This is a genomic window from Streptomyces griseofuscus (genome assembly GCF_014673495.1).
In the GTDB taxonomy this organism is placed as follows: domain Bacteria; phylum Actinomycetota; class Actinomycetes; order Streptomycetales; family Streptomycetaceae; genus Streptomyces; species Streptomyces murinus.
Genome location: NZ_CP051006.1, coordinates 747,547 through 760,221, shown reverse-complemented (window position 1 = coordinate 760,221; position 12,675 = coordinate 747,547). Strand labels below are relative to the sequence as shown.

Sequence of the window (12,675 nt, the reverse complement as noted above, 5' to 3'; positions counted from 1 at the left end):
CGGCGGTGAGCACGGGAGGTGCCGTGAGTCGGTTGCGGCGCGGCCTGCACCGCGCTTGGCGGTGGATCCGCGTCCAGGCCCTGTTCGCACACGGCCGGGAGCTGGAGCTGATGCACCGGGCCATGGGTTTCGCCACCCTGGCACTGGTGACACTGGCCCCGCTGCTGATCGTGGTCGCCGCCGCCGATCCGCTGGTCCAGGGCGGGTTCGCCTCCTGGCTGACCGACGGGATGGGACTGTCCGGCGCCTCCGCGCGCGTGGTCACGGACGTCATCAGCCCCCCGCACAACGTCATCGGCACCACCAGCGCCTGGAGCGCCGTGCTGCTCGCCGTGTTCGGCGTGTCCTTCGGGGGCAGCGTGCAGAACGCCTACGAACGCATCTGGGGCCTCGCCGCCGGGCCCTGGCACCGGGTCTGGCGGCAGGCCACCTGGCTGATCGTGCTGACCGCCTACCTCTACCAGGAGGTGGCGACCAAGGCCGCGCTGCACGGCTCCCAGCGGATCCTGCTGTCCGGGCTCAGCGGTGTGCTGTTCTTCTGGTGGGGGCAGCACTTCCTGCTCGGCGACCAGGTCCGCTGGCGGGAACTGCTGCCCGGCGCGCTGGCCACCATGGTGGGCCTCGCCGGGCTGCGCGCCTTCTCCTACCTCGTCTTCACGCCCCTCATCGTCACCAACGCCCTGAGCTACGGCGCGGTCGGCACCGTCCTCGTCCTGGAGTCCTGGCTGATCGGCGTCGGTTTCGTCATCTACGGCGGCGCCCTGTTCGGCCGCTGGTTCTGCGAGCACCACTGGGTGATGCCGGTCCATCTGCGCCGCCATGAGCACGAGGACGGCGGGGAGAGCGGGGGCCCGGGAGAGGACGAGGCCCCTTAGGGGACCGTCCCGGCTCCCCCTGCGATACCCCGTTCCACGACGAACCGCCTCGGCACGACCAGCGGCACGTCCCGCCCCCGCCAGGGCCGCGCCGGGTACGACGCCCCGGACCTACGTCATTTGCCGCCGCACCAGTTCATGCAGTCGGCCCGTCGTGTCCGCGAGCAGCTCGGCCGGGCTGCCCTGCTGGACCACGCGGCCGTCCTCCATGACGATCACCCGGTCCGCGTCCATGACCGTGGACAGACGGTGGGCGATCACGACGCGGGTCGCGTTCAGTTTGCGGGTGCTGTCGATGACGATGCGCTGGGTGTCGTTGTCCAGCGCGCTGGTCGCCTCGTCGAAGAAGAGGATGCGGGGGCGGCGGATCAGCGCCTGGGCGATCATCAGCCGCTGGCGCTGCCCGCCGGAGACCGAGCCGCCGCCGGAGACGATGGTGTGCAGGCCCATCGGCATGCGCTCGATGTCCTCGGCGAGCCCCGCCATCTCGGCCGCCGCCATCGCCTCCTCGGGGGTGTACGGCTCGGTGCCGCAGATGACGTCCAGGAGGGAGCCGGTGAAGGGCTGGGCGTGCTGGAGCACCACCCCGCACTGCCGGCGCACCGCCGACTGATCGAGGGCGGCGAGGTCCTGGCCGTCGTACAGGACACTGCCCGACAGGGGCCGGTCGAAGCCGATCAGCAGCCGCAGCAGGGTGGACTTGCCGCAGCCGCTGGGGCCGACGACCGCGACGAACTCCCCGGCCCGCACGGCGAAGTCGACACCGTCCAGGACGAGCGGGCCGTCCTCGGAGTACCGGAAGGACAACTTGCGGGCCTCCAGCGCGCCGGTCAGCGGACCGGGCCGGGTGCTTCCGGCGCGGACCTCGGGGGCGGCCCGGAGGACCGGCCGGATCTCCTCGAACAGCGGCAGCGCGGCCACCGCCGACACCAGCGAGCCGGTCAGCTGGGTGACGGAGGTCAGCACCATCGTCACCGAGGTGTTGAAGGTGAGGAAGTCCGCCGCCGACAGCGTGCCCCGCGCCGGACCCGCCAGCAGCATGAACATCAGCAGCGAACACACCGGCAGATAGACCGCCCCGAGCACCGCGGTGAGGTTCTTGATCCGCCCGGCCTTCTGCTGGAGCTCCCGGCTGCGCGCGAACTCCCGTGCCCAGGCGGCGTACGCGTAGTTCTCGGCGGCCGCGACCCGCAGCTTGGGCAGCCCGCGCAGGGTCTGGAACGCCTGGTTGTTCAGCCGGTTGCCGAGCACCACCAGACGGCGCTGCCAGCGCACCTGCCACAACCCGAGCCCCAGGAACACGGCCGCGATCACGACCAGCATGCCGATCGCCGCGAGCGCCATCGGCACGCTGTACCACAGCAGCAGACCGAGGTTCATCGCGCCGACCGTCACCGACTGGGCGACCACCGGACCGACGCCCGCCAGCATCCGGCGCATCGCGCTGATCCCCATGGCCGCACTGGCCAGTTCACCGGTGGAGCGCTCGGTGAAGAACCGGGTGGGCAGCCGCAACAGCCGGTCCCAGACGGCCGGTTGCAGCGCCGCCTCCACACGCCCCTCAAGGCGCAGGATCGACAGGTTCTCCAGCAGGGTGAACGCCGCCGACACCACCCCGCTCACCAGCACCGCCAGGCACACCTGGACTATCAGGCCCTCCTCGGCCCTCGGCACGTACTCGCCGAGCACCTTGCCGGTGGCGATGGGCACCAGCGCGCCGATCGCCACCGTCACCAGACCCGCGAACAGCAGCCCGAGCAGATCGCCGCGGGCGCCGCCCAGCGTGAACCGGAGCAGCCCGAGCGGTGAGAGCGCCTTGTCGGGCAGCGGCCGGTAGAACATCACCGCGCGCGGCTCGAACTCCTCGGCGTTCGCCTTGTCGATGGCTGTCTCCCGGCCGCTGCCGGGGTGGACGGCCGCATAGCCGCCGCGCCGCCACAGCAGGGCGACCGGCGCCCCGGACAGCGCCCGCTGCCCCACCAGCGGTCCCACGTTCTCTCGCCACCAGCGCCCTTCGAGCCGTACGGCACGGGTGCGCACCCGGGAGGCCAGCGCCACCCGCTCCACCGGATCGAGGCGCTCGCTCTCGGTGCCGCTCCGCGCGGGCTCGGCGAGTTTGATCCCGGCGGCCTCGGCGACCAACGCGCAGGCCGCGTACGTGGCATCGGCGTCGGCGGCCGTCGTACGACGCCCCGAGCGGCGGCCGATCGAGGCCAGCAGGGTGCGGTCCGCCTGGGCGCCCGCCGCCTCACCGGCCTTGATCCCGGCGGCCGTCCGGGTCTCATGGCTGCGCTCCAGCTGCTCGATCCAGCGGTCCAGCGCGGTCAGCAGCCGGTACTGCTGGTCGACCAGCGACTGCCACAGCGCCGGGTCCATCAGCAGATCGGCGGCGGCCTCCGCGCCGTACAGGGAGCCGTACTGGACGCTGCCGGGCGGCACCTGCATCCAGAACACATCGTCGTCCGTGGGGACTTCGGGCCGCTCCTCGGCCAGCGGGGCCTGGAAGAGGACGGACAGACCGCGGCCGACGCCGAGCGCGAGGGCGTACTCCAGCGGGCTGGACGCGGGCGGCACGTACTGCGGCCGCCCGTACTCGTCGTACGACCAGGTCTGGGTGCCCGTCTGCTGGTACAGCTCGCGCAGGTTCACCCGGTGCACCACGCAGTCCCGCGCCGGGCGGGCCACCAGGGTGTGCCGGGGACCGGCGACCGGGCCGAGCAGCAGCGCGCCCGCGTCGAGGCGGCCCAGATGGTGCCAGTGGCCCTGCTGTTCGGCGTCCACGGCGAACAGGTCCAGGGCGCCGGCCGCCACCAGCCACAGCACCTGGGGCCCCTCCAGATCGAGGCGGGTGAGCCCGGCGCAGTCCACCCGGGTGCCGAGCGCGCCCAGGGCGCCGAGCACCAGGTCGCCCTCGTACCCCTCCTGAACAGACGTCATCAACGCTCCCTGACCAGCGCCGCGTACGCGCCGCCGCGCGCCACCAGCTCCTCGTGCCGCCCGCGTTCGACCACCGTGCCGTGCTGGAGCACGACGATCTCGTCGCTGTCGCGGACCGTGCTCAGCCGGTGCGCGATCACCACACAGGCGCAGCCGCGCCGCCGCAGGTTGTCCATCACCACCAGCTCGGTCTGCGCGTCCAGCGCGCTGGTCACCTCGTCCAGCACCAGGATGCTGGGCCTGCGCACCAAGGCCCGGGCGATCTCCAGGCGTTGGCGCTGCCCGCCGGAGAAGTTGCGGCCGTCCTGGTCGACCCTGCCGTGGATGCCGCCGGGCCGGCGCGCCACCACCTCGTACAGGGCCGCGTCCTTCAGCGCCTCGACCACCGCCTCGTCCGGGATCGAGGGGTCCCACAGGGCGACGTTGTCGCGGACCGAGCCCTCGAAGAGGAACACCTCCTGGTCCACGAAGGAGACGGAGGCGGCGAGCGCGCCGCGCGGGATGTCCTCAAGGCGTCGGCCGTCGATCCGGATCACCCCCTCCCAGGGCGCGTAGAGGCCCGAAATGAGCCTGGACACCGTGGACTTGCCGCTGCCCGAGCCGCCCACCAGCGCCACCTGCTGCCCCGGCCCCACGGTCAGGTCGAACCCGCTCAGCAGCGGCTTGTCCAGCGGGCTGTAGCCGAACGCGACGTTCTCCAGCTCGACATGGCCGCGCAGCCGCCGCGTCTCGTCGCCGGGGCCGCCCCGCGCGTAGAGCGGATCGGCCTGGAAGTTCTCCACGTCCTTCAGCCGGGCCACATCGGCCGCGAAGTCCTGGATGCGCCCCGCCACCCCGTTCAGCCGGGTCAGCGGCGCGGTGAAGCGGGTCACCAGCGCCTGGAAGGCCACCAGCAGACCCACCGAGATATGCCCCTCGACGGCGCGCAGCCCACCGATCCACAGGATCAGCGCGCTGTTGAACGTGGCCAGCGTCGGGGCGACCACCCCGAGCCAGGCGCTCGGCACCCCGAGGCGCTGCTGCTCCTCCAGCGTGGCGGCGTGCTGCCCGGCCCACTTGCGGAAGTAGCCGTCCTCACCGCCGGTCGCCTTCATCGTCTCGATCAACTGGAGCCCGGTATAAGCGGTGTTGGTCAACCGGGCGGTGTCCGCGCGCAGCTTGGCCGTGCGGGTCGCGCGCAGCCGTACGACCAGCCGCATGGCGACGATGTTCAGCAGGGCCACGCCGATGCCGAGGAACGTCAGCTGGGGGTCGTAGGTGTAGAGCAGCACCGCGTACAGCACGACCACGATCGCGTCCACGCCGGCCGCCGCGAGGTCGCGGGCCAGCGTCTCCGCCACCTGGTCGTTGGACTGAAGGCGCTGCACCAGGTCGGCGGGGGAGCGCTGGGCGAAGAACGTCACCGGCAGCCGCAGCAGATGGCGCAGGAAGCGGGCGCTGCTCAGCGTGGAGGAGATGATCCGGCCGTGCAGCAGATTGGCCTGCTGGAGCCAGGTCAGTACCAGGGTGAGCAGGACACAGGCGGCCATCGAGGTGAACAGCACGCCCAGCAGCGAGGTCTGTCCGCCGATCAGGAACATGTCGATATAGGTGCGGCTCAGCGCGGGTACGGCCGCGCCCACCGCGACCAGCAGCAGGCTGGCCAGCACCGCGGCGGGCAGGGTGCCCGCGGTGCCGCGCAGCCGGGCCGGCAGCGCGCCGAGCACACCCGGTCTGCGGCCGCCGCGGGTGAAGTCCTCGCCGGGCTCCAGCACCAGGACGACACCGGTGAAGCTGCCGTCGAACTCCTCCAGGGGCACGAAACGGCGGCCCTTGGCGGGGTCGTTGATGTGGACGCCGCGCCGGCCGAGGCGGCGGCCCGTCCCGTCGTAGACGACGTAGTGGTTGAACTCCCAGAACAGGATGGCCGGGGCGCGCACCTCGGCGAGGGCGGCCAGGTCCATCTGCATGCCCTTGGCGGTCAGGCCGTAACTACGCGCCGCCTTCAGGAGGTTGCTGGCGCGCGAGCCGTCCCGGGAGACACCGCAGGCGATGCGCAGCTCCTCCAGCGGGACATGCCGGCCGTAGTGGCCGAGGACCATCGCGAGGGCGGCGGCGCCGCACTCGACGGCCTCCATCTGGAGCACCGTGGGCGTACGGACCGTGCCGGTACGGGATGTGGGGACCGGACGCCGGGCGGGGGCGGCGCGTCTGCGGCCGCGGGTCTCCTGCGGAGCGGTCGTCACGGGAGCAGCCAATCGACGGGGTGCTGGTCGGCCAGCCGGATGGAGGCGGAGGCGAGGGTCATGGAGTCCGGCCGGAACGGCGGCCCGTCGGCGGTCGACCACCGGTAACCGCTTTTGGCGGTACGGGACTTGTCCAGCTCCACGGTCACCGCGACCGGACGGCCGTCCTTGGTGAACTGTCGGCCGAGCTGGCTGTCGCCGAGGAACGCGGCGATCGACTGCGCGGACTGCGCGGCCCGGTCCACCGAGCGCACCCGGCCGCGCAGCACGCCGTAGCGCTGCGCCGGTACGGAGGAGACGGTGAGATCCACGGCGGCGCCCGCGGGGATGGCGGCGGCGTTCTCGGCGGGGACGTACACGGTCGCGTACAGCGGGTCGTCCGCGTGGGCGACCTTCTCGACGGCGGCCACATCGGTGCCGGTCTGCACGATCTGCCCGATGGTGGCGGCGAGCGTGGTGATCCTGCCCGCGGCGACCGTGCGGACGACCGAATCCCCTTGCGGGGTACGGACCTTGATCACGGGGGCGTTCGCGGGCAGCTGTCGGCCCTGCCGGGCGAGGACGGCCGTCACCTGCCCCGCCACGGGACTCTGGAGGACGTAACTGCCCTGCCCGTGGGTGAGGATGGCGCCCGCGCTCACCGTGGAGGCGACCGAACCTGTCACCGCCCAGACGGAGGCCGCGGCCATGACGGCGACGGTGACCCCGAGCGCGAGCCGGCCCTGTGGGCGGGCGAGTCGCACCGGGAGGTCCAGCTCCTGGGGCGACTGGAGTTTGGCGAGGGCCTGTTGGCGGAACTGCACGGAACTTCCCTCACCTGTGGGGGAGTCGCGGGTGGTTCGGGACGCCCGAGAGCCCCGGAGCCGGGGGACGGCTCCGGGACCGACGGGTTTGCAAGGAGGGCTCGGTCAGAGACCGGCGACCAGGCCGGTGACCGGGGCCACGTTCAGGCCGGTGACACCCTCGACCGTGCCGATGGCCGTGTTGGCCAGGTCGGAGACCGGGGCGATGCCGTTGACGGCGCCGGTCACGGTGTTGAGGGCGTTCACCTGGAGACCACCGGAGACGGCGTCCAGCTCGGCGTCGGCGATCTCGGCGGTCTGGACCTGGGGGGTGGAGTTCATGATGGAACTTCCCTTCATATGGATATTCACAAGGGGGGAACGAGACCCTCTCCGGTCGACAGGCGATCAACAGGAGGAGGGCCGCGGTGCGAAGGATCAAAGCACGCACGTCGTCCGCGCTTCCACTCAAACAGGGCCCTCACCAGGGAACTTGATCCACGAGGGGGTGCAACCGTGCAGGCGCGGGCACGGCTTGTCGGCGACTTTTTCACATGTGGCACGGCATCGTCGCGGCCACGGGCTTGCCTCGGGGGGCGGCGTCCGGCACGGCAGCCACTCGGGGCGGGCCGAGGGTGCCCGGATGTGCAGAAGCGCTGACCGCGGTGGCTTGGTTGAGTATTCAATGTGCAGATTCGCTGAAGCGGTGATTCCGGTACGGAGCCGGAACTGAACGTATTTGGCCGGTCGCTGCACGTGTTTTTTCGGGCGGGCGGGCTTTCCATCGGGTGCGCGGGCGCTCAATCGCCGCGCGCCCGCAGGAGCAGCAGCGCCACATCGTCGCGGCGCGCCCCCGCCGGCACGCTCCGGCGCACCAGTTCGTCCGCGAGCGTCTCCAGCGGCAGGTCGCCCAGCTCCGCGAGGCGTGCGCTCAGTTCCGCGAGGGCGTCCTCGATGTCCACGCCGGGCGATTCCACCAGGCCGTCGGTATAGAGGACGAGGACCGAACCGGGCGTGAGGGCGACCTCGGTCGTCGGGTACGCCGCCGACGCGTCGATGCCGAGCAGCGGGCCCCCGGCCAGGTCCAGCACCCGCACCTGCCCGTCGGGCCGCCTCAGCAGCGGCGGCGGATGTCCCGCGCGCGCCATCACGGCGAGCCCGGCCGCCGGGTCGAGGCGCAGATACAGACAGCTGGCGAACAGCTCCGTGCCCAGGTCGATCAGCAGCCGGTTGGTGCTGGCCATCACCTCGTGCGGGCCCTGCCCCACCGCGGTGTACGCCCGCACCGCGGTGCGCAGCTGCCCCATCAGGCCCGCCGCCGTCACGTTGTGCCCCTGCACGTCCCCGATCACCGCCGCCGTCAGGGGCCGGGCCGCGACCAGGTCGTAGAAGTCGCCGCCGATCTCCATGCCATGGGTGGCAGGCAGATACCGGGCCGCCGCCTCCACCCCCGGCAGCGACGCCAGCGAGTGCGGCAGCAGCGCCTGCTGCAGCCCGTGCGCCAGCTGGTGCTCGGCGTCGTAGAGCATGGCGCGCTCCAGGGCCTGTGCGATCAGCCCGCCGAGGGCGGTCAGTACGGCCCGTTCGTCGGCGGGGAAGAGCCGCGGTTCGGCGTACGCCAGCACACAGGTGCCGACCGGCCGCCCGGAGGCGATCAGCGGCAGATACGCCCAGGCCTCGAAGCCGTCCGGGCTCTCCTCCCGCTCCGGGTAGAGCCGCCCCAGCTGCTCCCGGGACTCGAAGAACGCGGGCACCCCGCTGCTCAGCGCCCGCATGCCCGGGGTCCGCTCGGACAACGGCAGCCCATCCCACCGCTCCACCGCGCGCGGCTCGTCGTATCCCCGATGCCCCAGCAGACGCAGCCGCCCGCCCTGCGGCGCGGCGATCACCAACGCCCGGCAGCCCACCGCGGGCGCCAGCTCGTCCCAGACCAGCCGCACCACGTCCCGCACGCCCACCGCCTCGGTGAGCGCGCCCGCCAGGTTCAGCACCTGGGAGATCGTCACCAGCCGGGACGGTCCCGCCTCCACCGGCGCGGCGGCGGGCGCCACGTCGGACATCGGGTGGGTCCGGCCGATGCGCACGCTCAGCCCGGTCAGATTCGGATACAGCCGGAACGACAGCCAGTCGCCGGGCGGCCGCAGCGCCACGAACGAGGTCGGCTGCTGGCTCAGCAGCGCGGCCCGGTAGCGGTCCTCGTAGGTCGGATCGTTCAGCCAGGGCACCGCGATCCACGGCAGGGCGCCGAGCAGTTCGTCCGGGGTCTTGCCGAGCAGGGTGGCGGCGGCCGGGCTGACGTAGCCGATCCGGCCGTGCAGATCCAGCGACGCCAGGCCGTACGGCAGCCGGGCCACCATCCGCGCGGCCTCGACGGAACCCAGGGTGCCCGCCACCTCGGGTCCTGGCGCCGCGAGCAGATCGCGCTCCCGGCCCAGCGGCCTGTGCTCCTTCGCGGCCCGGGCGAGCCGCAGTGCCAGCCGCTTGCAGGCCGCCGTCAGCCGGACCCGCTCCTCGGTGGACAGCTCCGTCGGATGGCTCCCGGGCCAGGTCACGAACACCGCGCCGTACACCTCGTGCGCGGTGGCCAGCGGCAGCGCGGCCAGCGCGAACGGGTACGGCAGCACCACCGCGATCCGCGGATAGTGCCCCGCCATCTCCTCCTCGCCGCCCACCCACACCAGACGCCGCTTGCGCACCGCGTCCGCGACCGGCACCGACGCGCCGAGCCCGAGCCGCTCCCAGGGCGCCGCGAACGCACGGGGCAGGCCCGCGTGCACCGCCATCTCCAGGACCGGCTCGTCGGGTCTGAGCAGGTACACGGCGCCGGAGTGGGCGTGCACCTCCTCCATCATCGCGGCCAGGGCGACCGACAGCACCGGCTCACCGGGGGGTGTCCCGGCGGCCGCCCGTGCGGGCCCTGGCCCGTCGGACACGCCGACCACCTCCTCCTACGGCCGCGTGTCGCATCCCGGATCAAGACTCCCCCGTGACGGCGCCCGGCGCACGGCGAGCACGCCCCCGGCGGCATGCCCCCGCCGGGGGGCGGTACGGCGCGCCGTGGTGTCGGAGCGCTTGGTTGCGGGTTGGACAGGCGCGCCGACGGGACCGCGCCTAGATTCGATGGCGTGGCACACACCTTCGAGGAACTGGTGCAGAAGCAGCGCGCGGCCGACGCGGCCCACACCATGGTCGAGGAGCTGCGCGAGACGTACGGTCCGCCGGCCGAACGCGGCATGACCGGCGTCCAGTCGGGCACCTACGAGACCGCCCTGCGGGCCTGGCGCGACCTCGCTCGCGAGGCGCAGACCGCGCTGAGCGAGTACGCGAAGGACACGGGCCGCCCGCGCGCCGACATCGAGGCCGAGGTGGAACGCGCCGCCGCGGCGCCGGGGGAGCGACCGCCGACGGGCTGACGGGCCTGGCGGGCCGAGGGCCTGGCGAGCGGCCGGGGAAAGGCCCCTGTGCGAGCCGGTATTCGTCGGCCCGCCCCGGGTACCCGGCGACCATGAACACTGCCATGTACGAAGCGGCCACCAGCAGGCAGGTCTTCGGCTACGTCCTCATCCTGATCGCCGGGGTCGTCCTGGTCGGCGGGCTGATCTGGGCGTTCCGGCTGGGCTTCAAGGTGCGTCAGCGCGAGCCCGCCCCACCGCTGCCGGAGGAGCAGCCCAAGCTGCCGCCGACGGGCCCGGTCCGCGAGACCAGCGAGATGCGCGAGCCCCGCGATGTGCCGAGGACCGGCGAGGAGAGCGAGCGGCTCACCCCGCACCAGCTCGACAACATCCGCTCCCAGCGCGCCGACGACCAGCGGCGTCCGCGCTGGTCACCGGGGTCCAGCGGGTCCTTCGGCGGCGGTGGCGGCGGCCGTACCTGAAACGGCCCGTCGCCCGGCTCCCGTTTACGGGTCACGCCGGGCGGATACCCGCGGCGGATAGTCCAGACCAGGTCCGCGGGGTCCGACACGCCGGCCCCGCCGGCCGCCGTACGCAGAGGGTGGATGACACGACGTGATCGCGCAGCCGACCGAGAAACCGGACATACCGCGGACCGAGACGGGGTGGGCGCAGGCGCACAACCGCCGGGACCGGCCGGATCTGGGGGTGCGTACCTGCGTGCCCGCCGTGCCGGACCGCACCGGGGCCTGGCGGCCGGGCAACGGCCCCGAGGACACCATCGTGCGCGGCGAGGACTGAGCGCACGGCACACCGCGGCCTCTGACACCGCACCGGCCCGGCCCCTCGCACGGACGAGGGAACCGGGCCGCCGCGCTGTCCGGCCGCGGGGTTCAGCCGTGCGTCGCCGGATCCGGGGTTCAGCCGTGCGTCTTCGCCAGCAGCTCCAGGATCTCCGCCGTGGTGCCGGTCTCGCCCAGCCGCGGGAAGATCTTCTCGACGCTGTGCGCGTGCGTGGCGGCGTCGCGGTCGGCCATCGCGTCGGTGGCCAGGGTGACGTGGTAGCCCATGGCGTAGGCGTCACGCGCGGTGGACTCGACGCCGATGCTGGTGGCGATGCCGGTCAGCACGATCTGGGTGACACCGCGACGGCGCAGCTGCACATCCAGGTCGGTGCCGAACAGGGCGCTCCAGTTGTGCTTGGTGACCTGGATGTCGCCCGCGTGGCCGGTCAGTTCGTCGACGATGACGTCCCAGCCCTCCGGGAAGGCCGCGCCGCCGCCCTGCTGCTCGGTGCGGCCGGGCATGGCGTCGGAGAAGTCGGGTGCGAAGGACACCCGGACCAGGACGACGGGCAGGTTCCGGGCGCGGAACGCCTCGGCCAGCTCCACCGAGCGGGACAGCACGTCGGCGCCCGAGTGCGGCTCGGTGGGGGAGCCCACGATGCCGTGCTGGAGGTCGATCACGACGAGGGCGGTACGGGGGTCGAGCGTGGTGAGCGACATGAGTCGGTCAGGCCTTTCGAGGGGTTGTTTCAGGGGGCGTTCAGGGGTGTGCGGGGTTTCGCGTGTGTGTTCGGTGGCTACGGCCGCGACAGCCGCTGCATCAGCTCCAGGGCCGCCAGGATCGTCTGCCGTTCCTCGTCGCTGTACCGGTCCTGGAAGGCGCGCGCCAGCCACTCCTCGCGCACCTGCTTGTTGCCCTCGATACGGGTCCGGCCGGCGTCGGTCAGGGTGACCAGCTGACGGCGGCCGTCGTCCGGGTCGGGGGCACGGCGGATCAGACCGTGCTGCTCCAGCCCGGCCAGCGTGGTGGCCATGGACTGCGGGCGCACTCCCTCGGCGGCGGCCAGCGCGCTCGCGGTGGCCGCGCCGTGCTTGCCGACCAGGGTCAGCGCCGACTCCTGCGACGGAGTCAGGTCCGCGTCCTGGGCGACCTCGCGGATACGGCGCCGCAGCCGGCTGAACGCCACCCGCAGATCGCGCGCCGCCCGGACCGCGGCGTCGGAGATGTCTTCCACGCCGGTCACCCTAGGTCCGTCAGGCTGGACTGTCCAGCTGAAACTGTTCAGCTTTGCCTGAAGAAACTCTCGGGTACTCGTCGGACGGCCCGGGAGCCCCCGGAAAGGCGGCCGGAGAAGCGGTCCGGCGGACGCGAGGAGCACGGATGACGCCTGGGGACATGAGCGGCACCGGCGACACGACCGACCGCGCCGCACTGATCGCCGCCCTGCGCGCCGAGGTGGACGGCGAGATCCGCTTCGACGCCGGCAGCCGCGGCGCCTACGCCACCGACGGCTCCAACTACCGGCAGGTGCCCCTCGGCGTCGTCGTCCCCCGCACGGTCGAGGCGGGCGCCCGCGCGGTCTCGGTGTGCGCGCGCTTCGCCGCCCCCGTGCTGTCCCGGGGCGGCGGCACCAGCCTGGCCGGACAGTGCACCAACACCGCCGTGGTGATCGACTGGA

The 12,675-nt window shown here is 72.9% G+C and carries 11 protein-coding genes and 1 pseudogene; 5 read left to right on the top strand and 7 right to left on the bottom strand.

Features of this window, described 5'->3' with window-relative positions:
- Nucleotides 1-23: 23 nt before the first annotated feature.
- Nucleotides 24-875, top strand: a complete 852-nt coding sequence (locus HEP81_RS03355; RefSeq protein ID WP_243279273.1) for a ribonuclease BN — start codon at nucleotides 24-26, stop codon at nucleotides 873-875.
- 111 nt (nucleotides 876-986) lie between these two features.
- On the opposite strand, the gene HEP81_RS03350 is transcribed toward HEP81_RS03355, so the two are convergent.
- The 5 genes from HEP81_RS03350 to HEP81_RS03330 all read right to left on the bottom strand — a co-directional run bounded on the left by HEP81_RS03350 (nucleotide 987) and on the right by HEP81_RS03330 (nucleotide 9,752).
- The gene (locus tag HEP81_RS03350) at nucleotides 987-3,812 is read right to left on the bottom strand and encodes an NHLP bacteriocin export ABC transporter permease/ATPase subunit (protein WP_037652527.1); all 2,826 of its coding nucleotides are present in this window, start codon (nucleotides 3,810-3,812) and stop codon (nucleotides 987-989) included.
- A complete protein-coding gene (locus tag HEP81_RS03345; RefSeq protein WP_037652529.1) occupies nucleotides 3,812-6,037 on the bottom strand; it encodes an NHLP family bacteriocin export ABC transporter peptidase/permease/ATPase subunit in 2,226 nt (741 codons plus the stop codon). Before HEP81_RS03345 ends, HEP81_RS03350 begins: the two co-directional genes overlap by 1 nt.
- Nucleotides 6,034-6,840 carry an HlyD family efflux transporter periplasmic adaptor subunit gene (locus HEP81_RS03340; RefSeq protein ID WP_037652532.1) on the bottom strand — a complete coding sequence of 269 codons (807 nt, stop codon included), beginning with the start codon at nucleotides 6,838-6,840 and terminating at the stop codon, nucleotides 6,034-6,036. The genes HEP81_RS03345 and HEP81_RS03340 overlap by 4 nt, the downstream gene beginning before the upstream one ends.
- A 105-nt stretch (nucleotides 6,841-6,945) precedes the next feature.
- On the bottom strand, nucleotides 6,946-7,161 hold the full coding sequence (locus HEP81_RS03335; protein ID WP_037652534.1) for a hypothetical protein: 216 nt from the start codon (nucleotides 7,159-7,161) through the stop codon (nucleotides 6,946-6,948).
- A 458-nt stretch (nucleotides 7,162-7,619) separates the two neighbouring features.
- Entirely contained in the window at nucleotides 7,620-9,752 is a 2,133-nt protein-coding gene (locus HEP81_RS03330; protein WP_037652731.1) for a SpoIIE family protein phosphatase, read from the bottom strand.
- Between the two features lie 192 nt (nucleotides 9,753-9,944).
- Here HEP81_RS03330 and HEP81_RS03325 point away from each other — a divergent pair, with 192 nt between their 5' ends.
- From HEP81_RS03325 to HEP81_RS03315, 3 genes are all read left to right on the top strand, one after another.
- Entirely contained in the window at nucleotides 9,945-10,232 is a 288-nt protein-coding gene (locus HEP81_RS03325; protein ID WP_037652536.1) for a hypothetical protein, read from the top strand.
- Nucleotides 10,233-10,324: 92 nt separating this feature from the next.
- On the top strand, nucleotides 10,325-10,693 hold the full coding sequence (locus HEP81_RS03320; RefSeq protein WP_237533380.1) for a DUF6479 family protein: 369 nt from the start codon (nucleotides 10,325-10,327) through the stop codon (nucleotides 10,691-10,693).
- A 133-nt stretch (nucleotides 10,694-10,826) separates the two neighbouring features.
- Complete coding sequence (locus HEP81_RS03315; protein WP_037652541.1) at nucleotides 10,827-11,012, top strand: hypothetical protein; 186 nt, start codon at nucleotides 10,827-10,829, stop codon at nucleotides 11,010-11,012.
- A 119-nt stretch (nucleotides 11,013-11,131) separates the two neighbouring features.
- Here the strand turns inward: HEP81_RS03315 and HEP81_RS03310 are convergent, their stop codons facing one another.
- Nucleotides 11,132-11,716, bottom strand: coding sequence for a hydrolase (locus HEP81_RS03310; protein ID WP_037652544.1), 585 nt, complete (start codon nucleotides 11,714-11,716; stop codon nucleotides 11,132-11,134).
- A gap of 77 nt (nucleotides 11,717-11,793) precedes the next feature.
- The gene (locus HEP81_RS03305) at nucleotides 11,794-12,231 is read right to left on the bottom strand and encodes a MarR family winged helix-turn-helix transcriptional regulator (RefSeq protein ID WP_037652733.1); all 438 of its coding nucleotides are present in this window, start codon (nucleotides 12,229-12,231) and stop codon (nucleotides 11,794-11,796) included.
- Between the two features lie 146 nt (nucleotides 12,232-12,377).
- Between HEP81_RS03305 and HEP81_RS42845 the strand changes: the two are divergent.
- Nucleotides 12,378-12,647 (top strand): annotated as a pseudogene (locus tag HEP81_RS42845) (FAD-binding oxidoreductase); the annotation flags it as partial.
- Between the last annotated feature and the right edge of the window lie 28 nt (nucleotides 12,648-12,675).